20 protein-coding genes are annotated in these 22,885 nt (G+C 66.5%); 7 read left to right on the forward strand and 13 right to left on the reverse strand.

The features are described 5' to 3' along the window. The first annotated feature begins 102 nt into the window (after nt 1-102). Nucleotides 103-1,905, forward strand: a complete 1,803-nt coding sequence (gene msbA / locus ACODSU_RS13495) for a lipid A export permease/ATP-binding protein MsbA (protein ID WP_488842682.1) — start codon at nt 103-105, stop codon at nt 1,903-1,905. A gap of 108 nt (nt 1,906-2,013) precedes the next feature. On the opposite strand, the gene ACODSU_RS13500 is transcribed toward msbA, so the two are convergent. The 6 genes from ACODSU_RS13500 to mltG all read right to left on the reverse strand — a co-directional run bounded on the left by ACODSU_RS13500 (nt 2,014) and on the right by mltG (nt 6,709). Next, nucleotides 2,014-2,688, reverse strand: coding sequence for an ankyrin repeat domain-containing protein (locus ACODSU_RS13500; protein ID WP_309824468.1), 675 nt, complete (start codon nt 2,686-2,688; stop codon nt 2,014-2,016). Beyond that, complete coding sequence (locus tag ACODSU_RS13505) at nt 2,685-3,491, reverse strand: TatD family hydrolase (RefSeq protein ID WP_488842683.1); 807 nt, start codon at nt 3,489-3,491, stop codon at nt 2,685-2,687. Before ACODSU_RS13505 ends, ACODSU_RS13500 begins: the two co-directional genes overlap by 4 nt. Before the next feature lie 150 nt (nt 3,492-3,641). Beyond that, the gene (locus tag ACODSU_RS13510) at nt 3,642-4,001 is read right to left on the reverse strand and encodes a PilZ domain-containing protein (RefSeq protein ID WP_015013859.1); all 360 of its coding nucleotides are present in this window, start codon (nt 3,999-4,001) and stop codon (nt 3,642-3,644) included. Between the two features lie 15 nt (nt 4,002-4,016). Then, on the reverse strand, nt 4,017-5,024 hold the full coding sequence (locus ACODSU_RS13515; RefSeq protein ID WP_488842684.1) for a DNA polymerase III subunit delta': 1,008 nt from the start codon (nt 5,022-5,024) through the stop codon (nt 4,017-4,019). Continuing rightward, nucleotides 5,021-5,698, reverse strand: coding sequence for a dTMP kinase (gene tmk, locus ACODSU_RS13520; RefSeq protein WP_056645245.1), 678 nt, complete (start codon nt 5,696-5,698; stop codon nt 5,021-5,023). The genes ACODSU_RS13515 and tmk overlap by 4 nt, the downstream gene beginning before the upstream one ends. A 24-nt stretch (nt 5,699-5,722) precedes the next feature. Continuing rightward, on the reverse strand, nt 5,723-6,709 hold the full coding sequence (gene mltG, locus ACODSU_RS13525) for an endolytic transglycosylase MltG (RefSeq protein WP_488842685.1): 987 nt from the start codon (nt 6,707-6,709) through the stop codon (nt 5,723-5,725). A 45-nt stretch (nt 6,710-6,754) separates the two neighbouring features. Between mltG and ygfZ the strand changes: the two genes are divergently transcribed. Further along, entirely contained in the window at nt 6,755-7,672 is a 918-nt protein-coding gene (ygfZ, locus tag ACODSU_RS13530) for a CAF17-like 4Fe-4S cluster assembly/insertion protein YgfZ (protein ID WP_488842686.1), read from the forward strand. 63 nt (nt 7,673-7,735) lie between these two features. Here ygfZ and ACODSU_RS13535 read toward each other — a convergent pair whose 3' ends face one another. The 3 genes from ACODSU_RS13535 to ACODSU_RS13545 all read right to left on the reverse strand — a co-directional run bounded on the left by ACODSU_RS13535 (nt 7,736) and on the right by ACODSU_RS13545 (nt 10,495). Beyond that, the gene (locus tag ACODSU_RS13535; protein ID WP_488842687.1) at nt 7,736-8,593 is read right to left on the reverse strand and encodes a YbgC/FadM family acyl-CoA thioesterase; all 858 of its coding nucleotides are present in this window, start codon (nt 8,591-8,593) and stop codon (nt 7,736-7,738) included. Nucleotides 8,594-8,601: 8 nt separating this feature from the next. Then, a complete protein-coding gene (locus tag ACODSU_RS13540) occupies nt 8,602-9,564 on the reverse strand; it encodes an alpha/beta hydrolase (RefSeq protein WP_488842688.1) in 963 nt (320 codons plus the stop codon). A 61-nt stretch (nt 9,565-9,625) separates the two neighbouring features. Next, nucleotides 9,626-10,495: a 2-keto-4-pentenoate hydratase gene (locus tag ACODSU_RS13545; RefSeq protein WP_295938501.1), complete on the reverse strand. Its 870-nt coding sequence runs from the start codon at nt 10,493-10,495 to the stop codon at nt 9,626-9,628. A gap of 97 nt (nt 10,496-10,592) precedes the next feature. Here ACODSU_RS13545 and ACODSU_RS13550 point away from each other — a divergent pair, with 97 nt between their 5' ends. Both ACODSU_RS13550 and ACODSU_RS13555 read left to right on the forward strand, forming a co-directional pair. Further along, nucleotides 10,593-11,729, forward strand: a complete 1,137-nt coding sequence (locus ACODSU_RS13550) for an iron-containing alcohol dehydrogenase (protein ID WP_488842689.1) — start codon at nt 10,593-10,595, stop codon at nt 11,727-11,729. Nucleotides 11,730-11,997: 268 nt separating this feature from the next. Continuing rightward, nucleotides 11,998-14,820 carry an EAL domain-containing protein gene (locus tag ACODSU_RS13555; RefSeq protein WP_488842690.1) on the forward strand — a complete coding sequence of 941 codons (2,823 nt, stop codon included), beginning with the start codon at nt 11,998-12,000 and terminating at the stop codon, nt 14,818-14,820. Between the two features lie 60 nt (nt 14,821-14,880). Here ACODSU_RS13555 and ACODSU_RS13560 read toward each other — a convergent pair whose 3' ends face one another. From ACODSU_RS13560 to ACODSU_RS13570, 3 genes are all read right to left on the reverse strand, one after another. Then, a complete protein-coding gene (locus tag ACODSU_RS13560) occupies nt 14,881-16,053 on the reverse strand; it encodes a patatin-like phospholipase family protein (protein WP_209819494.1) in 1,173 nt (390 codons plus the stop codon). Nucleotides 16,054-16,153: 100 nt separating this feature from the next. After that, nucleotides 16,154-16,984: an HDOD domain-containing protein gene (locus ACODSU_RS13565; protein ID WP_015013848.1), complete on the reverse strand. Its 831-nt coding sequence runs from the start codon at nt 16,982-16,984 to the stop codon at nt 16,154-16,156. Between the two features lie 87 nt (nt 16,985-17,071). Continuing rightward, nucleotides 17,072-19,441, reverse strand: coding sequence for a Tex family protein (locus ACODSU_RS13570; protein WP_488842691.1), 2,370 nt, complete (start codon nt 19,439-19,441; stop codon nt 17,072-17,074). 275 nt (nt 19,442-19,716) lie between these two features. Between ACODSU_RS13570 and ACODSU_RS13575 the strand changes: the two genes are divergently transcribed. The 3 genes from ACODSU_RS13575 to ACODSU_RS13585 all read left to right on the forward strand — a co-directional run bounded on the left by ACODSU_RS13575 (nt 19,717) and on the right by ACODSU_RS13585 (nt 21,784). Continuing rightward, nucleotides 19,717-20,010: a DUF4148 domain-containing protein gene (locus tag ACODSU_RS13575; protein ID WP_488842692.1), complete on the forward strand. Its 294-nt coding sequence runs from the start codon at nt 19,717-19,719 to the stop codon at nt 20,008-20,010. 241 nt (nt 20,011-20,251) lie between these two features. Continuing rightward, nucleotides 20,252-20,656, forward strand: coding sequence for a hypothetical protein (locus ACODSU_RS13580; protein ID WP_476016847.1), 405 nt, complete (start codon nt 20,252-20,254; stop codon nt 20,654-20,656). Between the two features lie 45 nt (nt 20,657-20,701). Further along, entirely contained in the window at nt 20,702-21,784 is a 1,083-nt protein-coding gene (locus tag ACODSU_RS13585; RefSeq protein WP_488842693.1) for a DUF72 domain-containing protein, read from the forward strand. A 33-nt stretch (nt 21,785-21,817) separates the two neighbouring features. Here the strand turns inward: ACODSU_RS13585 and ACODSU_RS13590 are convergent, their stop codons facing one another. After that, the gene (locus ACODSU_RS13590; RefSeq protein ID WP_488842694.1) at nt 21,818-22,843 is read right to left on the reverse strand and encodes a diguanylate cyclase domain-containing protein; all 1,026 of its coding nucleotides are present in this window, start codon (nt 22,841-22,843) and stop codon (nt 21,818-21,820) included. Nucleotides 22,844-22,885: the final 42 nt, after the last annotated feature.

The raw sequence follows: 22,885 nt of genomic DNA on the forward strand, positions 1-22,885 counted from the left end.
AACCCGAATGTTACACACAGCGGCGAGCACCCTGTGACAAACTGTGCGCGACACACCGTGCCGGACAGGCTTCACATGGCACAAACGTAGAATCCGGCCGACATGCAAGCCACCGACACGGGCCCGACGCCTGCCCCCGCACCCAATCCCCCCACAACCTTGATGGCGCGCCTGAAGCGGCTGTCGGTGTACTTTGGCGACCAGCGAATGGCCTGGAGCCTGGCCATTGTTGCCACACTGGTGGGCGCCATCACGGAGCCCTTGATCCCCGCCCTGCTGCAACCCCTGCTGGACAAGGGCTTTACCCAGGGTACCTTGCAACTGTGGATGGTGCCCTTGGCGATTCTGGGGGTCTTTTTCGTACGTGGCGTGGCCCAGTTTGTGGGCCAGTACGCGCTGGCACGCATTGCCAACGAAGGCATGCTGACACTGCGCCAGGCGCTGTTTGATCGTGTTCTGGCCGCTGAGATGGGATTGTTTGGGCGCCAGTCGGCCAGCGCGCTCTCCAATACAGTGGTCTATGAAGTGCAGACCGGTGCCACGTTGCTGGTGCAGGCCCTGCTCGGCCTGTCGCGTGACGGGTTCACGCTGGTCGCGCTGCTGGTCTATTTGCTGTACCTCAACTGGCAGCTCACGCTGATCGTTGCAGTCGTTGTTCCGGGGGTCGCCTGGATCATGAAGACCTTGTCGCGGCGGCTGTACCACCTCACCAAAAGCAGCCAGCAGGCCACGGACGAGCTGGCCTATGTGGTCGAAGAAAACGTGCTGGCACATCGCATGGTGCGTCTGCATGGCGCACAAGGCGGTCAGGCGCAGCGCTTTGCCGACCTGAGCCGCAGCCTGCGCCGCCTGGCCATCAAATCCACCATCGCTTCTGCGGCGATGACGCCGCTGACCCAGTTGCTGGCCGCCGCCGCGCTGTCGGTGGTGATCTGCATTGCGCTGTGGCAGAGCCGGGGTGCCGTCGATGTGAAGGATGTGACCGTGGGCGGGTTTGTGTCGTTTATTACGGCCATGCTAATGCTGATCGCGCCGATCCGGCGCCTGGCGGATGTGGCCAGCCCCGTGACCCGGGGCGTCGCCGCCTTGGAGCGCGGCCTGGGGCTGCTGGGTGACACCGGCGCGGAAACCGGCGGCACCTACCTCAAGGACCGGGTGCAAGGCGCGCTCACCCTGAGCAACGTCACCGTATCGTTCGGCGCCGACCACGCCCCCGCCTTGGATGGGGTCAACCTGCAGGTGGCCCCGGGCGAGATCGTCGCGCTGGTGGGTCCCTCCGGGGCAGGCAAGACCACACTGGTCAACCTGCTACCGCGTTTTGTGCTGCCTTCTGCCGGCACCGCCGCCGTCGACGGGCATGCCTTGCAGGACTGGGACCTGGCGTCCCTCCGATCGCAATTTGCGATGGTGAGCCAGGATGTGGTGATGTTCAATGACACCATTGCCGCCAACGTGGCTCTGGGCCAGGCCGTGAACGAAACCCGGGTGCTGGAATGCCTCGCTGCCGCCAATCTCGCCGAGCACGTGGCCGGTCTGCCTCAGGGCATCCACACGGTGGTGGGGCACAACGCTACGCAGTTGTCCGGTGGGCAGCGTCAGCGGCTGGCCATTGCACGGGCCTTGTACAAGGACGCTCCCATCCTCATCCTGGACGAGGCGACTTCGGCCCTGGACACCGAATCGGAACGCCTGGTGCAGGAAGCCCTGCAGCGCCTGATGCAGGGCCGCACGACCCTGGTCATTGCGCACCGGCTCTCCACCATCGAGCATGCCGACCGCGTGGTGGTGATGGAGCGCGGGCGCATCGCCGAGCAAGGCACCCACAGCGAGTTGATGGCGCTGGGTGGGCTATATGCGCGGCTGCAGACACGCGCCGCGTCGGGCTCAGGGACCATCGCTGACTAAGCAGGCGCGGCACGACTGGTGCTGGCCTTTGCTGATTTCTCAACAGTCCGCAGGGCCAGCTTTGCACCAGCCCTCCATGTGCGGCTGGCGCCTGCCTTGGCTACCTGGCTACCACTTGCCCCGGTTGGGCTGGCGCTTCCGAATGGCCGCGGCGATTCTCTCCGCAGACTCGGTACGGCTCACACGCAAGGCGAAATCGGCAGCGGTCAAGCCCAGCTGGTTCTTGAGCGTAGGGTCGGCCCCTTCATCCAGCAGCAACTGCACGGCCTCGGTAGAGCCGTAATGCGCCGCCATCATCAGCGGCGTGGTGCCGTTGGGCGATGCTGCATCGATGTAGGCGTGGTTTTCGAGCAGCAATGAAATGATGACCGCATGCTGCGGCGAGCCTGCCGATGCGGCATAGTGCAGCGGCGTCCAACCCGTCTTGTTGACATCGGCATCGCGTGCAATGAGCGCCTTGACGGCCTCCACGTTGCCCTTGATGGCAGCCATCATCAACGGACTTTCGTCCTTGGCGTTGCGGGCCTCTACATTCAGCCGGCGGGATGCCAGCAGCGCAGCAACGGCCTTGTTTGCTCCATTCTGCAGGGCAATCGTGAGCCCCACCTGCCCCTTGGGGTCGCGCGTGTTCGGATCAAAGCCGCGGCGCAGCAGCGCAGTGATTGCATCCCCGTCATCGCGCAGGATGGCCACAAAAAAGTCTTCATAGGCACCCGCCCAGGCCCGGGCAGACACCAGGCCCAGCGCCACAGCGGCCAGGGCAGAACGTCGTTGCAGGTTCATGCCATTACCTCCGGGAACAAGCGATCGAAATTGCGGCTGGTGGCCTCTGCCACCACCTCCAGCGCCAGCCCCTTGGTCTCCGCCACCTGCCGGGCCACATGGGGTACATACGACGGGTTGTTGGTCTTGCCACGGTAGGGTACCGGGGCCAGGTAGGGGCTGTCGGTCTCGATGAGCATGCGGTCCAGCGGCACAAAGGCCACCACGTCCCGCAACTCCTGTGCGCTCTTGAAGGTGACGATGCCCGAGAACGAGATGTAGTAGCCCCGATCCAGCGCGGCGCGCGCCACCTGCATCGACTCGGTAAAGCAGTGGAACACGCCGCCCGCCTGGTTGCTTGCGCCATCCTCGCCCTCTTCCCGCAGGATGGCCAGCGTGTCATCGGACGCACTGCGCGTGTGGATGATGAGCGGCTTGCCGCAGGCCCGCGCCGCGCGGATGTGGGTGCGGAAACGGTCGCGTTGCCATTCCAGGTCGGCAATGCTGCGCCCGCCCTTGCGGTCTTCCATGCCGTAATAGTCCAGGCCGGTCTCTCCAATCGCCACCACGCGGGGCAGAGCGGCGCGGTCCAGCAGGTCCTGCACGCTGGGTTCCGTCACGCCCTCGTTGTCGGGGTGCACACCCACTGTGCTCCAGAAGTTGTCATGGGCCAGGGCCAGGGCGTGCACGCCCTCGAACTCTTCCATGGTGGTGCAGATGCACAGGGCCCGGGTGACTTGCGCCTCGGCCATGGACTGGCGGATGGCAGGTAACTGGCTGACCAGTTCCGGGAAGTTGAGGTGGCAGTGCGAATCGGTGAACATGGGATAGCAAAACAACGCGACTTGCGCAAAACGCGCTTCAGCAAGGTGGTTTCCATGTAGGAAACCGGCGATTCATCCTTGTTTGCGCAAGTCCTAAACAAAAAAGCCGACCAGCCAGCGCGGGTCGGCACGGGGGCGGCGGCGGCGCGGTCAGATCGTCTGGGTAGGACGGTCGGAGCCCAGCGCAGTTCCCAGCAATTCCTCGATCTTGGCCTTGAGCTGGCGGGATTTTTCGTCCTTGGGGAACTGGATGCCCACGCCCTGGGTGCGGTTGCCTGCGGCACGTGCGGGCGTCACCCAGGCCACACGGCCTGCCACGGGGTAGCGCTGGGTGTCGTCTGGCAAGGTCAGCAGCACATACACATCGTCGCCCAGCTTGTAGTCGCGCTGGGTGGGCACAAAGATGCCCCCTTCGGCAAAAAAAGGAATGTAGGCGGCATAAAGCGCGGCCTTTTCCTTGATGGCCAGCTGCATGACGCTGGGACGGGGCGCGGTGGATGGACTGCTCATGGGTGGGGGTGCGGCTTAGTGTCTGGAGTGTAGGGTGTTTCGCGCCTGGGCGACAAGCGCCTCCAGCATGAGCCCGCCATTGAACGGATGGTCCGCCGTGCGCGCGGCCTTGGACAGTGCGCGCGACCAGCGCGTGAGAGCACCCAGCGGCGGCGTCTTGGGCAGGTCGGCGGGCGCAAAGTAGCGTGGTGCGGCGCCCACGCTGGCGGCCAGCAGGTCGTGGCAGAGCTTTTGCAGCGCGTCGATCACCTGGGCCGGAGCCCAGTCGCCCAGCGCCGTCACATCGCCCCGTGCCACCGCCTGCGGCAAGGCGGACCAGGCCTGCGGGCTGCGACCCGACTGGGCCAGGGCCAAGGCGTCCTCAGGCCGCCCGCCTGCCGCGCGCAGAAACGACGCTGCCGCATCCCGGGCCAGGCCCTGGGCCTGCAACCAGGCCAGGCTGTCGGCCTCCACAGGCCAGACCATGGTGTGGCCCAGGCAGCGGCTGCGGATGGTGGGCAGCAGCTGGTGCGCAGCCTCGCTGGCCAGCACAAAACGCACGTCGCCCGGCGGTTCTTCCAGTGTCTTGAGCAACGCATTGGCCGTGACATGGTTCATCTGCTCGGCCGGATAGACCAGCACGGCCTTGCCTTTGCCACGCGCCGAGGTGCGCTGCGAAAACTCCACCGCATCGCGCATGGCTTCGACACGGATTTCGCGGCTGGGCTTGCGTTTCTTGTCGTCGATGTCTGCCTGCGCCTTTTCCGACAGGGGCCAGCCCAGCGCCATCATCTGCACCTCGGGCATCAGCACGCACAAGTCGGCATGGGTGCGCACATCGATGGCGTGGCAGCTGCCGCAGTGGCCGCAGGCGCCCTGCTCCGTTGGTGTATTGCACAGCCATGCGCGGACCAGCTCCAGCCCCAGGGCGTACTGCCCCAGGCCCGACGGTCCCTGCAGCAGCCACGCATGGCCGCGCTGGGCCAGCAGGCTGGTGCGCTGTGCGGCGATCCAAGGCGCCAGCGCCACGGCGGCTTCGCTCATTGCGGCCCTCCCTGTGTCGCCACCATGATGGCCAGCCAGCCCTTGCGCACAAACACGCTCGTCAGCTGCTGCCACACGCGGTGGCGCTCCTGCGCAGCGTCCAGACGCGCAAAACGCTGGGGCGCCGCAGCGGCGCGGTCGGCATAGCCCTGGGCCACGCGGCGGAAGAACTCGACCGGCTGGGCCTCGAAGCGGTCGGGTACCCGCGCACCCGCCAGGCGCTCGGCCGCCACCTCGGGCGCCAGGTCAAACCACACCGTCAGATCGGGCTCACGCATCAAATTGGCCTCAGGCGCCAGTCCCGTCTGGGCCAAGCGCTCCAAAGTTGATAGCACCCCGAGATCAAAACCCCGCCCTGCGCCCTGGTAGGCAAAAGTGGCGTCGGTGAACCGGTCGCACAGCACCACGTCGCCACGGGCCAAAGCGGGCTCGATCACGTTGCGCAGGTGGTCGCGGCGGGCAGCAAAGATCAGTAGGGACTCGGTGAGCGCATCCATCGGGTCGTTCAGGACCATCTCGCGCAGCTTTTCGGCCAGCGGCGTGCCGCCGGGTTCGCGACTCACGGTGACGGTGCGGCCCTGGGTACGGAACGCCGCAGCCAGGCCCTCGATGTGCGAGGACTTGCCTGCACCGTCGATGCCTTCAAACGAAATGAACAGACCGGGTCGTGACATGGGCACCTTGGTTCAAGAAACGGTTTACTGCTGCCCGCGCTGGTAGCGGTTGACGGCGCGGTTGTGCTCCTCCAGCGAGGCACTGAAGTGGCTGGTGCCGTCGCCCTTGGCCACAAAGTAGAGCGCGCGCGTGGCCTGGGGCTGCACGGCGGCCAGCAGCGAGGCCTTGCCGGGCATGGCGATGGGCGTGGGCGGCAAGCCGGGGCGGGTGTAGGTGTTCCAGGGGGTGTCGGTCTGCAGGTCGCGCTTGCGCAGGTTGCCGTCGAACTTCTCGCCCAGGCCATAGATCACCGTGGGGTCGGTCTGCAGCAGCATGCCCACCCGCAGGCGGTTGACGAACACGCCCGCAATCTGGCCCCGGTCGCTGGCCTTGCCGGTTTCCTTTTCCACGATGCTGGCCAGCGTCAGCGCCTCGTCCGCTGACTTGAGCGGCGTATCGGCCGCGCGCTGGGCCCAGGCTGCCTCCAGATGGCGGTCCATGGCGTGCATCGCCCGGCGCAGCAAGGCGATGTCGCTGGATCCTTTGGCGTAGGTATAGGTGTCCGGGAAGAACCGCCCCTCGGGCGCCACGCCGGGGCGGCCCAGCTGGGCCATCAGCGCTTCGTCGGTCAGCGCGGCAGCGTCGTGTCGGAGCTGCTCTTCCTTGGCCAGCGCCTGGCGCACCTGGCGCCAGTTCCAGCCTTCCACCAGGGTGAGCGCGCGCAGCGCCTCTTCACCCCGGGCCAGCTTTTGCAGCAGGCTGATGGGCGTGGTGCCGGGCGGGAGTTCGTAGTTGCCGGCCTTGATGGCGCGGTCTTGCCCCGAGACGCGGAACCAGGCGTAGAGCAGGCGAGCGTCCGTCTTGACCCCAGCCGCCACCACATCGCGGGCCACGCCGCGCGGCGTGGTGCCGGGCTCAATGGCCAGCTCCAGCGGCTCCGGGCCCAAGTCCAGCGGCTGGTGCAGCCACCAATACGCAGCGCCGCCCAGTGCGATCCCCACCAACACGATCAAAGCCAGTAAACGTCGCACAACCCTGCTACCAATATGTATGAATCAGGGCATCATAATTCAGCGATGACCTACCCCTTGAATGGCATTGCCCCCCTGTCCCACCTCGGCGTGATTCGCGTGGAAGGCGAAGACGCCGCCAAGTTTCTGCACGGCCAGCTCACCCAGGATTTCGCCCTGCTGGGCATGGACCAGGCCCGCCTTGCGGCCTTCTTGTCGGCCAAGGGCCGCATGCAGGCCAGCTTCATCGGCTTCAAGCGCAGCGCCACCGAGGTGCTGCTGGTCTGCAGCCGTGACCTGCTGCCTGCCACGCTCAAGCGCCTGTCGATGTTTGTACTGCGCGCCAAGGCCAAGTTGACGGATGCCACCGGTGACTTTGCGCTGTATGGCATCGCTGGAGACGCTATCAATGCCGTAGCTGGTAGCGCACAACCAGCTTGGTCCAAGGCCGATTTAGGCACTGCAACGGTGGTGCACCTGTACCCCGCCAACGGCACCCCGCGCGCCCTGTGGGTGGCCCCCGCCACGGAGCCCGCGCCCGCAGGCCCTGCGCTGGATGCCACGCTGTGGCTCTGGAGCGAAGTCGCTAGCGGCGTCGCCACGTTGACCACGCCAGTGGTCGAAGCCTTTGTGCCCCAGATGCTTAACTATGAATCGGTGGGCGGCGTGAACTTCAAGAAAGGCTGCTACCCCGGCCAGGAAGTGGTGGCGCGCAGCCAGTTCCGGGGCACGCTCAAGCGCCGCGCCTACATCGCCCACGCAGCGGCCGAGGTGGCGGTGGGCGCCGAGGTGTTCAGCACCAGCGACCTGGAACAACCCTGCGGCGCCGTGGTGCAGGTGGCCGCTGCGCCGGGCGGTGGGTTTGACACCATCGTGTCGCTGCAGATTAGCGCCGCCCAAGAGGGCGCACTGCAGGTGGGTGCAGCAGACGGTGTGGCGCTGTCGTTGTTGCCCCTGCCCTACCCGCTGCTGGACGATATTTGAGCCAAATCGGGCGAATGCGCTAGTCGAACATGCCCGAGCAGCTCTCCTTTTAATAGCAAACCCTTAGAGCTTGCGGGCCATGGCAACGTGCGCAATGCCCGCCTCTTCGTACGGCTCGCCCACCACCGCGAACCCCGCACGGCGGTAAAAGCCCTCGGCGCTGCGCTGGGCGTGCAATTGCACTTCGGCATCGCCCCGGGCACGCGCCGCGTCCACCAGCGCATCCAGCAATTGGCGACCCCACTGCGCGCCGCGGACCGACCGGTCCACCGCCATGCGGCCGATGCGGCCCACGCCGGGCGCGTGCTGCAGCAGGCGGCCCGCAGCGACGGGCATGCCCAGCCGGTTGTACAGCACAGCGTGGCGCGCCGAGATGTCATGCCTATCGGCCTCGACCTCGGCCGGGATGCCCTGCTCGTGCACAAACACATCGGTGCGCACGCGGCCGGCATCGCGGCCCAGAGTGTTCCAGTCGCCCGTGCGCACCTCGGCCATTTCGGCGCCCGCTTCAAAGCCTTCGAAGATGGCGCGTAATGCGGGCGGCACGGGGCGGGAGGTCTGCGTGGCAGGGTCGGCAAACACATAGACCAGTTCGGCCGAAATCAGCAGCCTGTCGCCACAGAAAATGCCCGCCGTGAACAGGCACGACGAATTGCCGATGCGCGCGCACTTCAGGCCCACATCCAGCGTGTCATCCAGCCGCGCCGAGGCGTGGTACTCCACAGTGGCCTTCTTCACATACATCTCGCCGCCAAGCGCCAGCATGCTCGCCTCGTACGGCAGCGCCAGCGCACGCCAGTACTCGGACATGGCGGTATCCACGTACATCAGGTAGTGCGCGTTGAACACGATCTTTTGCATGTCCACCTCGGCCCAGCGCACGCGCAGGCGGTGGAAACAACGGAAATCACTGCGTTGCATGGGTTCGTTTACTCCAGGTGAAAAGCCAGCCGCAGCGCACGGGCTGCGTCGGCGTGGGCCTTGCGCGCTTCGGGAATGGCGCGGCCCATCTTGATGAATTCGTGGGTCACGCCCCGGTAGATGTCCAGGTCCACGGGCACGCCCGCCAGGCGCAGCTTGTCTGCGTAGTCCACGCCTTCGTCCACCAGCGGGTCGCATTCGGCCAGGCCGATCCAGGCGGGCGCCACGCCTTCCACGTCCGGCGCCAGCAGCGGGGCAAACCGCCAGTCTTCGCGCTCCTCGCGCGTGGTCACGTAGTGGCCAAAGAACCAGCTGATGGCGGGCTCTTCCAGCACCAGGCCGCGCGCAAAGGTGGCGTGCGAAGGCGTGTCCTGGTGGGCTGCGCAGCCGGGGTAGATCAGCAGCTGTAGCGCCAGAGGCAGGCCCGCATCGCGCGCCAGGATGGCGTTGACGGCGGCCAGTGTGCCGCCTGCGCTGTCACCGCCCACGGCCAGGCGTTGGGGGTCAGCGCCCAGGCCCTTAGCGTTGGCAGCGAGCCATTGCAACGCATCCCACGCATCGTTGCTGGCCGTGGGAAAGCGGTACTCCGGCGCCAGCCGGTAGTCCAGCGAGACCACCATGCAACCGGCCAGACGCGCCAGCTCGCGGCACAGGATGTCGTGCGTGGCAATGTTACCGATGGTGAAGCCGCCGCCGTGCGTGTACAGCAGCACCGGCAGGCCCTTGTCGGTGCTGGGCGCGTACAGCCGTGCGGGCAGCTGTGCACCGTCGCGGGTGGGGATCCGCAGGTCTTCCACCCGCGCCAGCGCGGCCTTGGGCACCTCCAGCACGTCGGCACCTGCCTGGTAGGCGATGCGTGCCTCTTGCGGCGTGCGCGTGTGCAGCGGCGGGTGCCCGGCGCGGGCCATGCGTTCGAGCACGCTGCGCATCTGCGGGGTCAGGCGTGTGTGGTGGATGTGCAGGTCGGTCAACGGTCGGGGTCTCGGCAAAAAAGACAACGGCCCGCGCGGCGGCGGGCCGCTGAGGGGTGGGTTACTTGAAGCTCAGTTGCACGGGTGCAGCGCCGGGCAGGCCGTCGTAGGTGGCCGTTACCGACAAGCCAGCCTTGGGCGGCAGCAATGCAGAGAACGAGCCCAGGCTGATCAGGTCGCCCGGCTGCATGGCCAGGCCTTCTTGTGCGAGCGCACCGGCCAGCCACACCACCGCGTTGAGCGGGTGGTCCAGGATGTCGCTGCCTTTGCCGCCACCCAGGCGCGCACCCGCGCCATCGGTCAGCGACACGTTCATGTCGGCCAGGGCCTTCAGCATCGCAAAACGTTCGCCCCGGTACGCCGGCACGGCAATCGGGGCACCCGCCACACCCAGGCGCGCACCCACGTTGATGGCAGTCACGCCCGCACCGTTGAGCTTGGGCGGCGCCTGCACCATCAGGTCGGGCAGCTCGATGAACGGGATGATCTGGTCCACGGCGTCCAGCACGTCCATGGGGGTCTTGGCCTGGTTGATGGCGGCGCTTTTCACGCGCACCAGCATGTCGGCCTCGTACAGGGGACGGGCACCAAAGGCCGCATCCACCGTGGCGCCACTGGGCAGCACCATGCCTTCGTACAGCTTGCCCCACACGGGCTTGTCGGTGTTGAAGCGCTTTTGCACGGCGGGATTGGTCAGGCCGGCCTTGTAGCCAATCACCTTGCCCATGCGCTGGGCCAGCAAGGCGTTGACCTTGCCGCGTGTGCAGGCGCCATCGGCGTCCGTGAGGTTCTCGGGGTTGGCGGCGGGGGTCTTGGCGACATAGTTGGCCACCAGGTCGGCGGCCTGTGCGTCCGTCAGGCACTGGGCCTGGGCGCTTGTCACAGATGCGACGGCTACCAGGGCCGCCATCAGGGTTTGCTTCGTTTTCAAGGCTGTCTCCTCCTTATAAAGTGGGCTCAGAACTCGTTTCAAGGGCTGGCGAGCTATCGTAATCGCTGGCACTCCCATTCACACATCCTGTTGCACCATGGCTTTCATCTACTACGTCACCCAGATCCAGTTTGAATTCGGCGCTGTCCAACTGCTCAAGCAGGAATGCGAGCGCGTGGGCATCACCCGCCCGTTGATCGTGACGGACCCCGGCGTGAAGGCCGCAGGGGTGCTGCAAAAGGCGCTCGATGCGCTGCCGGGCATGACGGTGGCCGTGTTTGACCAGACCCCGTCCAACCCCACCGAAGCCGCCGTGCGCGCTGCCGTGGACATGTACAAGGCCCAGGGCTGCGACGGCCTGATTGCCGTGGGTGGCGGCTCGGCCATAGACTGTGCCAAGGGCATCGCGATTGCCGCCACGCACGAAGGCCCCCTCACCCACTACGCCACCATCGAGGGCGGCTCGCCGCGCATCACCGACCGCGCCGCGCCGCTGATCGCTGTGCCCACCACCAGCGGCACGGGCAGCGAGGTGGCGCGCGGCGCCATCATCATCGTGGACGACCACCGCAAGCTCGGCTTTCACTCGTGGAACCTGGTGCCCAAGACCGCCATCTGCGACCCCGAGCTCACGCTGGGCCTGCCCCCCATGCTCACGGCCGCCACGGGCATGGATGCGATTGCCCACTGCATGGAGACCTTCATGTCCGCCGCGTTCAACCCACCCGCCGACGGCATTGCGCTGGACGGCCTCACACGCGGCTGGGCGAACATCGAGCAGGCCACCAAAAACGGCAGCGACCGCGATGCACGCCTGCACATGATGAGCGCCAGCATGCAGGGTGCCATGGCCTTTCAGAAGGGCCTGGGCGCCGTGCACTCGCTCAGCCACAGCCTTGGCGGCGTGAACCCGCGCTTGCACCACGGCACGCTCAATGCGATGTTCCTGCCCGCAGTAATCCGCTTCAACGCGCAGGCCGAATCGGTGCAAAAAGAGAAGCGCCTGAAACGCATGGCCCACGCCATGGGTCTGGCCAGCGCAGGCGACATCCCCGAAGCCATCCGCGACATGAACGCCCGCCTGGGCCTGCCCACGGGCCTGGCCGCCATGGGCGTGAACGAGGCGATGTTCGACGACATCATCAAGGGCGCGATGGCCGACCACTGCCACAAGACCAACCCGCGCATCGCCACGCCCGAGGAATACCGCGACATGCTGACGCAGTCGCTCTGAACCCAGCCGCGTCGCCGTTGGGGCAACTGCCGTGCACCTGAGCGCGGCAGCCCAGGGCGCGGGAAACCAGCGTGTGCCAGTGCCCTTGTCAGGAGCAGCTTGTGCTCGCCGGCGGCTCCTCAGTTTTACAAAACGTCACACATCAGCAACACCCAGCCGGTGGTGCTGCGCAAAACCGCGCTCACAACTTCTCACAAGATAGACTCGCCGCTGTCAACAATTAATTAACCATTCATTACCACAGGGGTTGTGGGGAGGACCACCGTCAATGCGCACCGGAAATCTCACCACCTGGCTTCTGCGGGGCACCTACCCCCGGCTGTATGTGTCCATCGTGGCGATCATCCTGCTGGTCACGGGGGTGCGCTACCACTACCTGCTGGCTGCAGAAACTGACGAAGCCCTGCAGCAAGGCTCCACGGAACTGCGACGCGCCAGCGACCCGTTGCAGCTGCGCCTGGCCGCCGAGCCCGCGCCCGATGCCGACAGTGTCACCCGTATCCTGACCGAGGGGCTGGCGCAGGCCGCGCCGGCAGTGGCATCCATCAAATGGCAGGCCGCCGACCAGCCCGCCATCGAGGTCACCGCCTTTCCCTACCCCGCCGTTGCTCCCAAATGGTTTACCGACTGGCTGGACCTCTCTGCCCCGGTGCAGCAGTCCGGCCTGGCGCTGGCAGATGGCACATCGGGCCGACTGACGGTAACGGCCCATCCGCAGCCCCTGACAGACCAGGTGTGGGCCACGGTGCTGGTGCAGGCGCGCATCTCGGCACTCAACATCTTCACCATCTTCTTTTTGCTGACGCTATTGCTGCGCGCCAATGCTCGCATGCTGCAGCGCCTGGCCCGGGCCACCGATGCGTTTCGCCAGGGCTATCTGAGCACGCGCATGGAGGTCACCGGCACGCTGGAGTCCCGCGCCATGGCCGAGACCTTCAACGACATGGCGGGCAAGGTGCAGTCCCTGGTGCTGTCATTGCATGAAACGCAGCGCCAGCAAAGCGAGCAACTGCACTTCACCCGCCAGTTGATCGATGCCCTGCCCCTGCCCGTGTTTGTGCGCCATGCCGACGGCACCTACCTGGACGCCAACCGCGCATGGCAGCGCCTGTTCCAGTCGCAGCCGGGCGGTGACGGCGCCGCAGGCGCCAGCCTGCCTGCAGAACTGGCCCCGGAACGGTCGGCCCACATCGCCAGCGCGCACGACAACGAGATCCGCATCCGCCCGCCCCACCAGCCCCCGCTGGACATGGCCTACTACGAAGCGCCCTTCACCAGCACCAACGGCGAACTGGCCGGCACCATCGGCACGCTGGTGGACGTGACGGAACGCAAACGCGCCCAGGAGGCCCTGCGCGCCGAAAAGGAGCGTGCCGAGGTCACCCTCGCCTCCATCGGCGACGGCGTCATCACCACCGACCTGGGTGGGCGCATCGAGACCATCAACGAGGCCGCACAGCTCATGACCGGCTTCACCGCCGACCAGGCGCTGGGCCGGCAGCTGGACGACGTGTTTCGCCTGTACGAAGAGCCCGCCAGCCGCACCGCCAGCGCGGCCGCCGAACGCGACACGCAGCCTGGCGGGCTGCAGCAGGCCACCTACGAGGTGCTGATCCACCGCTCGGGCGAGCGCTACGCCATCGAGTACACGGCCGCCGCCATCCGCGAGGGCAGCGGCCACGCCACAGGCTGCGTGCTGGTGTTCCGCGACGTGACCGAAACACGCAACCTGCGCCACCAGATCTCCTGGCATGCGCGCCACGATGCGCTCACCGGCCTGTACAACCGCGCAGCGCTGGCCGAAAAGCTCACGCACGCCCTGTTTGTGGCCCGCAACCATCAGCTGCTGCTGGCAGTGTGCATGCTGGACCTGGACCACTTCCAGGCGGTGAACGACACCTTTGGCCAGCGCGTGGGCGACCGCCTGCTCAAGGAAGTGGCCCGGCGCCTGGGCGCCTTCATCACTCCCCATGAAGCCGTGGCCCGCATGGGCGGCGACGAGTTTGTGCTTCTGCTGGGCGAACAGCCCGATGTGCCTGCCATCGAGGCGCGCCTGGCTGTGCTGATGCAGCAACTGGCCGCGCCCTATGCGATTGACGACCGCCTGGTGAACATCACCGTCAGCATTGGCGTGGCCGTGTTTCCGCAAGACGATGCCAACCCCGACACCCTGCTGCGCCACGCCGACCAGGCCATGTGCCAGGCCAAGAGCTTCGGGCGCAACCAGCTGCACGTGTTCGATGTACAGCACGACCACGCCGTGCAGACCCAGCACACCCGCCAGACCCGGGTGGCCCGCGCACTGCACGCGGGCGAGCTGGTGCTGCACTATCAGCCCAAGGTCAACCTGCGCACCGGCGAGATCATCGGGCTGGAAGCCCTGCTGCGCTGGCAACACCCGCAGGAGGGGCTGCTGGGCCCGCAGCACGTGCTGCCGCTGGTGGAGGACACGGACCTGCAGGTCGAGCTGGGCGAATGGGTACTTCGCCAGGCCCTGGCACAGATGCGGGTATGGAGCGACGCGGGCATGGGTTGGGAGGTCAGCGTCAACATCGCAGCGCCCCACTTCCACCGGCCCAACTTTGTGCAGCGGCTCAAGGACATCCTGCACACCTGCCCGGAGGTGTCTCCCTCGCGGCTGGAGCTGGAGATCCTGGAGTCCGCCGCGCTGGAAGACATGCAGTACATGCGCCGCATGATGCAAAGCTGCCAGGCCCTGGGCGTGCGTTTTGCGTTGGACGACTTTGGCACCGGCTTTTCGTCCCTGTCCTATCTCAAGCGCCTGCCCGCCGAGACGATCAAGATCGACCAATCGTTCGTGCGCGGCATTCTGGAGGACGGCGACGACCTCACCCTCGTCAAAGCCATCGTGGCGCTGGCAGCTGCGTTCCACCGCCATGTGGTGGCCGAAGGCGTCGAGACCGCCGAGCACTGCGCCAAGCTGCTGGAGCTGGGCTGCGAACGCGCGCAGGGGTACGGCATTGCCAAGCCCATGCCTGCAGCCGATGTGCTGCCCTGGGCCCGCGACCACGCTGCACGCCATGCGGCCCGGGCGGTGCAAGAGGCAGCGCGCCGGTCTGCCTCGACCTGAGAATCCTTCGGCCAGCGCAGCGGTCCCAGCGGGCGACGATGGCGCTGCGGCCCCGCCGCACTACAACGGCTGCACCGCGCCCATGTCCGGCCGCTCCAGCCATTCGCGCCACTCATCCACCAGCTGCTGGCTGGCGCGCGTGGCCGTCAGCCACGCCTGCGCCCGGGCACGGCTGTCCGTGCCGTAGTGGGTGAAGTCGTTGCGGTCGGGCAGCTTGGCGTTGGGCAATCGGCGCACCCAGTCCGGGTCGGGTGACAGCACCACCATGTTGTCGAGCGCCGACGTGGCCTTGTGGCGCCACTTCAGCCCCTTGTCCAGCCAGCCCGGCACAACGCGGTGCTGGAAGTGGGGGTAGAGCACGATGCCGCCAGCACCCGCACGCAACGGCTCGGACGCGGTTTTGAAGCCTTTTCCGCCGGAAGCGCTAGTACTCATTGCCTGAGCAGCTATCAATTCAGAAGCACCACTGTTCGGCAGACCATAGGCAAGATGCAGGTGGTAGTCGGTGATGCCCCCATCCCAGTAGGCGCCCCGGGGCGCGCCCGGGATGTTGTGCACGGCCTGCAACACAAACGGGATCGAGCAGCTGGCCTGCAGCGCTTGCATGAAGTTGTCTGCGCTCAACCCCACCTGCCGGGTGCGGTAATCGGTCGTGGCAAAAGGCAAGGCGGCGCCTGACGAGGAAAACACCACCCGCTCCAGCCAGGCCCCCATCGCCTTGCGGTGCACGGTGTTGGTCACGAACGCCCCCAGATACCCCAGGGGCGTACCCAGCGCATGTTCGCGCCCCAGCACATGGCGGCCCCGGGATGTGACGATGTGCAGGCGGTAGCGCGGGTGGCTCAGCACCTCCTGCACCCGCCCGCCATAGAAGGCCTCCAGGTTCTGGCCAAACCGCTCGCTCACATGGGCAGCCGTGGGACGCTTTTTGCCGGGTGGCAACTCGTAGTCCTGGTGGATGTAGTCGTGTTCCAGCCGTTCAAACGCCGCCACCGACTGCTGCAGGCAGGCTGTTGCCATGCGCCAGGCGCCGATGGAGGCGCCCACGAGGTGCACGGGCTGGTCAGAGCGCGGTAGCCATTCCCCAAAGATGAAACGGTCCATCGGCCCCAGGATCAGCCCCTTGGGGCCACCGGCAGCTGCCGGAATCACCCCCACATCAGCGGGCTGCAGGCCCTGTTGTTCGAGGTGTTGGCGGGCGCGGGGGCCAGCGTGGATGCGCAGTGCTTTCATGGCGCCGATTGTCGCAAAGCGGCTGGGGCGGCACAGTCAATCCGTAGACCGCCCCCGCAGCGCCCTCCCCAAGGCAACCGCCTGACCCGCTACCGGGCTGCTAGACGATGAAGTCCGCCGCCGCCTCCGGCCGGGCGGTCCAGTCAATCGGGTCTTGCTGCAGCACCATGTCGATGTCGAGCCCCAGGGCCAGCCCCACTTCGCCAGGGAAGGACACTGCCAACTCCTTCTCGTTGAGCTCAGCCTCGCGGGCGCGGGCGCGCCAGGCGGCCAGGTGGATCACGCCTGCCAAGGGTTCGTACACCTTGTTGTCAAACGGCGCATGCTGGTGCTGCAGGGCATCAATCACCACCTCGGGCAGTTGCCAGCGGCGCGCGCAGCCCGCTGTGACCTGCCCATAGCTGTAGCCAAAGATGCGCTGCTCGATCTTGTCGCGGCGCAGGTCAAATGGCGCCACCAGGGTGTTGACTGACTGGGCCTTCTCGGGGTCGGCCAGGTGGATCACCAGCTCGCCCAGCGCATGCAGCAAACCGGCGGTATACGCCGCGATTTGGTTGTGGTGGACGATGCCCGCCAGCGAGCGCGCGAGCTTGGCGGTGTTGAGGCTGTAACGCCAGAACTGCTGCATGTTCACCCCGGGCACCGAGCGTGACGTGGTGCCCAGCGGCGCCGAGGTGACCAGCGTGCGCAGCTGTGCGGTGCCCAGCAGCGCCAGCGCCTCGGGGATGCCCGCAATCTGCCCGGGAAGCTGAAAGGTGGGGGAATTGGCCAACTCCAGCAGGCGCGCGGCCAGGGCCGGGTCGGTGCCAAACAGCTGGTTCAGGCGCCGCAGGCTGGGCTCAGCGTGGGCCAGCTCGCTCATCAGCAGCGCCACGGCGCGCGGAAGGCTGGGCAGTGCCACAGGTTGGGCCAGCAGTGCGTTCAACTCCATGGGGTACGGCGCCGGTGGTTGGTTCAGGTGCTGGCGATTATGGGCCCCTGCACGGCCAAAAAACCACCGGCGGCACAGCGGGCTGCGTCAGCGGCCTTTGGCCTGTTGCAACTTCGCAAATGCCGAGGCCATGGCCGACTGCTGCACAGGCTCGGGCCCACGGCGCTGGGGTTGTGCATAGCCACGGCCTGCGCCCTCAAAGCGGTTGTCACGGGGTGCGCCCCGGTCGCCGCCCTGCCGGGGTGGCGCGGCGTCCAGCTTCATCGACAGGCCGATGCGCTTGCGCTCCACGTCCACCTCCATGACCTTGACCTTGACGATGTCGCCGGTCTTGACCACCTCGCGCGCGTCGTTCACAAACTTGTGCGCCAGCTGGCTCACATGCACCAGGCCGTCCTGGTGAACGCCCAGGTCCACAAAGGCGCCGAACTGGGCCACGTTGCTCACCGTGCCTTCGAGGATCATGCCTTCCTTCAGGTCCTTGATGTCTTCCACGCCGTCGTTGAAGCGCGCCACCTTGAAGTCGGGGCGCGGGTCGCGGCCGGGCTTTTCCAGCTCGGCCAGGATGTCCTTGACGGTGATCACGCCAAACTTTTCGTTGGCGAACAACTCGGGCTTGAGCGTCTTGAGCATGTCGGCGCGGCCCATCAACTCGGCCACCGGCTTGCCGGTCTTTTCCATGATCTGCTCGACCACCGGGTAGGTCTCGGGGTGCACGCCCGTCATATCCAGCGGGTTGTCACCGCCGCGAATGCGCAAGAAGCCCGCGCTCTGCTCAAAGGTCTTGGCGCCCAGGCCCGCCACTTCCATCAGCTGCTTGCGGCTCTTGAACGCGCCGTTGGCCTCGCGCCAGCGCACCACGGCCTTGGCCACGCTGCCCGACAGGCCCGACACACGCGACAGCAGCGGCACGCTAGCCGTGTTCAGGTCCACACCCACAGAGTTCACGCAGTCTTCCACCACCGTGCCCAGGGTGCGTGCCAGCTCGCTCTGGTTCACGTCGTGCTGGTACTGGCCCACGCCGATGCTCTTGGGGTCGATCTTGACCAACTCGGCCAGCGGGTCTTGCAGGCGGCGGGCAATGGAGGCGGCGCCGCGCAGGCTCACGTCCACATCGGGCATCTCTTGCGATGCGTATTCGCTGGCGGAATACACCGAGGCACCCGCCTCGCTCACCACCACCTTCTCGATGGCGCGGTCGGCCTTGGCCGCCATCTTGATCAGATCGGCGGCCAGTTTGTCGGTCTCGCGGCTGGCCGTGCCGTTGCCAATCGCAATCAGGTTCACGCCATGTTTTTCCACGAGCTTGGCCAGCGTGAACAACGAGCCATCCCAGTCGCGCTTGGGCTCGTGCGGGTACACCGTGGCCGTCTCCACCAGCTTGCCGGTGGCATCCACCACCGCCACCTTCACACCGGTGCGGATGCCGGGGTCCAGCCCCATCACCACGCGCGGGCCGGCAGGGGCGGCCAGCAGCAGGTCGCGCAGGTTGTCGGCAAACACCTTGATGGCCACTTTTTCGGCCTCGTCGCGCAGGCGGGCGAACAGGTCGCGCTCGGTCGAGAGGCTGAGCTTCACGCGCCAGGTCCAGGCCACGCATTTGCGGATCAGGTCATCGGCTTTGCGGCCCTGGTGGCTCCAGCCCAGGTGCAAGGCGATCTTGCCTTCGGCGATGCTGGGCTTGCCGGGTTCGGGCTCCACCGGCAGTACCAACTTGGCTTCCAGAATCTCCAGCCCACGCCCCCGGAACACCGCCAGCGCACGGTGCGAGGGCACGCGGCCAATCGGCTCGTCGTAGTCGAAGTAGTCGCGGAACTTGGAGACCTCGGGGTCGTTCTCGTTCTTGCTGTCCACCTTCTTGCTGCGCAGCAGGCCCTCGGCCCACAACCACTCGCGCAGGTTTTGCACCAGCGCCGGGTCTTCGGCCCAGCGCTCGGAGAGGATGTCGCGCACGCCGTCGAGCACGGCAGGCACGGTGGAGAAATCGGCGCCGGGCTTGCCGTCGTCCAGCACTTCGGGTGGCTTGGTGAATGCAGCGGCCTCCACGGTAGGGTCCAGCGTGGGGTCGGCAAACAGCTTGTCGGCCAGCGGCTCGATGCCGAATTCACGGGCGATCTGGCCCTTGGTACGGCGCTTTTGCTTGAAGGGCAGGTAGATGTCTTCCAGCTCCTGCTTGGTGGGCGCGGCGGCAATGGCGGCACGCAGTGCATCGGTCAGCTTGCCCTGCTCGTCAATCGCCTTGAGCACGGCCACGCGGCGGTCTTCCAGCTCGCGCAGGTAAGACAGGCGCGCCTCCAGCTCACGCAGCTGGATGTCGTCCAACCCGCCCGTCACTTCCTTGCGATAGCGCGCGATGAAGGGCACCGTGGCGCCGCCATCCAGCAGCTCCACCGCTGCGCGCACCTGTTGTTCACTGACTTTGATTTCTGCGGCCAACTGCCAAACGATCTGCTGCATGGGTGGGGCGGACTCTCTGAAACTCGGTCAAACAAAAAAAGCGAAGCGCGCGAGTTTGCCACAGGCGGTTTGGCAGCCCGGAGACGGGGCGGCGGATTGTTCTCAATACTGGAACAGTTAGTTTGCGACTGAGTGGTTTTTCTCTGAACACCATCGGCGTACAGTTCATCCCATCGATGAGCCGAACCCGCAAGGCGACTCACCGAACCCGGTTCAGGAATGGTTTTTGACCCGGCTTTTTTGAGACGCTTTTTTAGCTTTTAAGGATTTTCATCATGAACAAGACCGCCCGTTTCCTCTCCGTCGCCGCTGTTGCCGCTTTCGCCGCCTTTGGCGCCCATGCTGACGAAGCCGATGGCTCGCAATTCGCCCTGAAGTTCGACACGAACCGCACCCGCGCTGAAGTGGCCGCTGAAGCCGCTACCGTGGCACAAACACGCAGCATCGAGCCTGCTGGCTCGCGCGTGGTGACCTACAAGTCCACCGCCGACCGCGCTGCCGTGCGTGCCCAGGCTGCCGAAGCTGTGCGCACCGGCCAGATCCCTTCGGGTGAATTCAGCGTCATGTAATTTGGCAGACCAACTGCTTGAGTTGGATTGAAGCAGTTGCGGGACTTCCCATGGCGGTGGCACTTCGCGCGGTGCGGGTGCTGCTGCCATGGGGAGTGTTAACTGAACCGCAAGGGCGGGCAGGCAAAAAGGGCTCCTTTTGGGAGCCCTTTTTGTTGGTGGACTGCATGGGCTTACGGGCAGCCGCACGCTCGGCACGGCCAGCCCTTCATAGAATGAAGGACTGTTCACACGCCGTTCCATGTCCCTTCCCCCCTTCCCCATCCGCACTGAATGCCCTCCCGGCACCTGTGTGTGCGACCGGGATGCGCTACTCCAGACGCCAGGCAGCGATGTGCGCATCCTGATGCTCACGCGCAGCGAAGAAAAGAAGATGCTGGAGCGGCTGGAAAACCTGGGCAGCCTGGCCGACCTGCGCAGGATGCAGGAGCGCATGGAGCAACAACTGGGCATTCGCCTGTCCATCACCCAAAGCCCGAACGAGGTGCGCAGCCTGCGCGGCATTGCAATCCTGGTGCACGAACAGCGGGGCCTGTGCCGCAAGACGCGGCAGGCCATTCCGGCGGCCATCAAGAAGAGCATGGACGCCCAGCCCCAGATCGCGTTTGACCTGCTGGACGAGAGCGGGCTGTTTGGCGGCGCGTAGCGCCTTGGCCCCCTCGCTCTGCTCTTAGCCGCCCCACCCCAGCGCATGCAAGACGATCTTTTTGGCGACACGCTACCCAAGCCGCCGCCGGCAGAAGCTGCAGCCTCGGCACCCGCTTCGCCCATCGTGCCGGGCACCGACGCCCCCACGCGGCGCACCCGGTCTGGCACCGTGGCGCCCATCGCTCCGGACGATGCACTGACGACCCTCGCCGCCGCCCTGCCGCACCGGTTGCGCCTGGGCACGTCGTCATGGACCTACCCCGGCTGGAAAGGCCTGGTGTGGGAGGGCGAGCATTCCGACACACAGCTTTCCAAACAAGGGCTGGCCGTGTACGCCCAGCACCCGCTGATGCGCACGGTGAGCATCGACCGCAGCTTCTACCGCCCGCTCACGGTGAGCCAGTACGAGCGCTATGCGTCGCAGGTGCCCGACGATTTCCGGTTTGTGGTGAAGGCGCCCAGCGTAGTCACAGACGCCCTGGTGCGCAGCGAAGACGGTCGGGGCCGCCAGCCCAACCCGGCGTTCTTGAGCCCCGAGCTGGCGCATAGCGAGTGTGTGGAGCCTGCGCTACAGGGGCTGGGCCACAAGCTGGGCGCGCTGGTGTTCCAGCTCAGCCCGCTGCCGCTGGCGCAGCTGGACCGCATGCCCGCCTTGCTGGATCGTCTGCGTGCCATGCTGCAGGCCCTGCCCCCGTTGGCACCCCTGGCGCCTGACGGCGTGATTGCCGTGGAGGTGCGCGACCCCGAGTGGCTGACGCCGGACTTTGCGGCCATGCTGCGCGAAGCGGGCGCCACCTATTGCCTGGGGCTGCATGCCAAGATGCCGCCGCTGCAGGACCAGTTGCCCATGTTGCGTGCGCTGTGGCCCGGCCCGCTGGTGTGTCGCTGGAACCTGAACTCCGTGCACGGCCCCTACGGCTATGAAGAGGCTGAGCGGCTGTACGAGCCATACGACCGCCTGCACCACCCGGCACCGGAAACCCGGGCAGCGCTGGCTGCCGTCATCGCGGGCACCACGGGTCGGGGGCAGAACGCCTTCGTGACCATCAGCAACCACGCAGAGGGCTGCGCGCCGCTCACGGTGCGGGGGGTAGCGGAAGAGGTCGCAAAGCTGGCGGCCCGATAAAGGCGACGGCGCTCCGGCAGGCCCCGTTCGGCTCTAGGGCTCCGGCGCCTGCTCGATGCGGTTGCGCCCGCCCTGTTTGGCTCGGTACATCGCGCGGTCCGCGCGACGCACCAGTTCTTCGGCCAGTTGCTCGCGCTCGGGCGCCATGGTGGCCACACCAAAGCTCACCGTCACGATGCCGTGGGGGGCATCCTCGTGCGGCAAGGCCAGCGCCTGGATGGCCTGCTGGATGTGCTGGGCCACCTCCAGCGCAGCGGGGGCATCGGCGCCGGGCAGCAGCACCACAAACTCCTCACCGCCAAACCGTGCCACCACGTCGCCGTCGCGGCGTCCCCCGGTCTGCGCCAGCGTCAGGGCCAGGGACTTCAGGCAGGCGTCGCCCGCGAGATGGCCGTAGTGGTCGTTGAAGTGCTTGAACACGTCCACGTCCAGCATGATCAGCGACACCGGGCCATGGGCCCGCTGGGCACGCGCCCATTCATGGGCCAGGGCCTGGTCAAAGTGGCGGCGGTTGGCAATACCCGTCAGGCCGTCGGTGTTGCTGAGCAGTTGCAGCTGGTTGTTGGCCTGGGCCAGCGCCTGCGTGCGCTCGTCCACCAGGGCCTGCAGTTCTTGGTTGCGCTGCTGCAGGCGGCTGGCGGGGTACACCTCGCCGTCGCGCGCGAGGCCGTAGGGGATGGAGATGCTGCTGTGCGCAATTTTCCAGTCGTCGCCCTCCTGCCGGAAGACAAGCACCAAACGGGCGGTCTCACTGGCAAACAGCGGATCAGGGTTGGGCAGGTGGATGTGGAAAAACGCGGTCACGGCCAGCACGTCGGCACCGAGCTCCTGGGGGAAGATGTCTCGCATCTCGATGCCGATGTGCCCGGGCACCTGCGCAAAGTCGAGCCGCGTGATGTCCACCCACTCGCTGCGGGACTTGATGAGCTTGTCGCTGCTGCCCGCAAAGCCGCTGAAGTTCTCGCTGAAGCGGTCCACCAACCGGGCATCGCGCGACGCATACATGGCGATGTACTCGTCAAACAGCATGCGGGTCAGTCGTTGGCGTTCGGGTGACATGGGCAACTTTCTCCTGAATGCCGGGAGCGGAGGGATGGGGGG

Source organism: Acidovorax sp. FG48 (assembly GCF_057809085.1).

Excerpts from the sequence above, each read along its gene's own strand:
- msbA (WP_488842682.1), top strand. The coding sequence starts at position 103 with ATGCAAGCCACCGACACGGGCCCGACGCCTGCCCCCGCACCCAATCCC.
- ACODSU_RS13500 (WP_309824468.1), bottom strand. The coding sequence starts at position 2,688 with ATGAACCTGCAACGACGTTCTGCCCTGGCCGCTGTGGCGCTGGGCCTG.
- ACODSU_RS13505 (WP_488842683.1), bottom strand. The coding sequence starts at position 3,491 with ATGTTCACCGATTCGCACTGCCACCTCAACTTCCCGGAACTGGTCAGC.
- ACODSU_RS13510 (WP_015013859.1), bottom strand. The coding sequence starts at position 4,001 with ATGAGCAGTCCATCCACCGCGCCCCGTCCCAGCGTCATGCAGCTGGCC.
- ACODSU_RS13515 (WP_488842684.1), bottom strand. The coding sequence starts at position 5,024 with ATGAGCGAAGCCGCCGTGGCGCTGGCGCCTTGGATCGCCGCACAGCGC.
- tmk (WP_056645245.1), bottom strand. The coding sequence starts at position 5,698 with ATGTCACGACCCGGTCTGTTCATTTCGTTTGAAGGCATCGACGGTGCA.
- ygfZ (WP_488842686.1), top strand. The coding sequence starts at position 6,755 with ATGACCTACCCCTTGAATGGCATTGCCCCCCTGTCCCACCTCGGCGTG.
- ACODSU_RS13535 (WP_488842687.1), bottom strand. The coding sequence starts at position 8,593 with ATGCAACGCAGTGATTTCCGTTGTTTCCACCGCCTGCGCGTGCGCTGG.
- ACODSU_RS13550 (WP_488842689.1), top strand. The coding sequence starts at position 10,593 with ATGGCTTTCATCTACTACGTCACCCAGATCCAGTTTGAATTCGGCGCT.
- ACODSU_RS13555 (WP_488842690.1), top strand. The coding sequence starts at position 11,998 with ATGCGCACCGGAAATCTCACCACCTGGCTTCTGCGGGGCACCTACCCC.
- ACODSU_RS13560 (WP_209819494.1), bottom strand. The coding sequence starts at position 16,053 with ATGAAAGCACTGCGCATCCACGCTGGCCCCCGCGCCCGCCAACACCTC.
- ACODSU_RS13565 (WP_015013848.1), bottom strand. The coding sequence starts at position 16,984 with ATGGAGTTGAACGCACTGCTGGCCCAACCTGTGGCACTGCCCAGCCTT.
- ACODSU_RS13570 (WP_488842691.1), bottom strand. The coding sequence starts at position 19,441 with ATGCAGCAGATCGTTTGGCAGTTGGCCGCAGAAATCAAAGTCAGTGAA.
- ACODSU_RS13575 (WP_488842692.1), top strand. The coding sequence starts at position 19,717 with ATGAACAAGACCGCCCGTTTCCTCTCCGTCGCCGCTGTTGCCGCTTTC.
- ACODSU_RS13580 (WP_476016847.1), top strand. The coding sequence starts at position 20,252 with ATGTCCCTTCCCCCCTTCCCCATCCGCACTGAATGCCCTCCCGGCACC.
- ACODSU_RS13585 (WP_488842693.1), top strand. The coding sequence starts at position 20,702 with ATGCAAGACGATCTTTTTGGCGACACGCTACCCAAGCCGCCGCCGGCA.
- ACODSU_RS13590 (WP_488842694.1), bottom strand. The coding sequence starts at position 22,843 with ATGTCACCCGAACGCCAACGACTGACCCGCATGCTGTTTGACGAGTAC.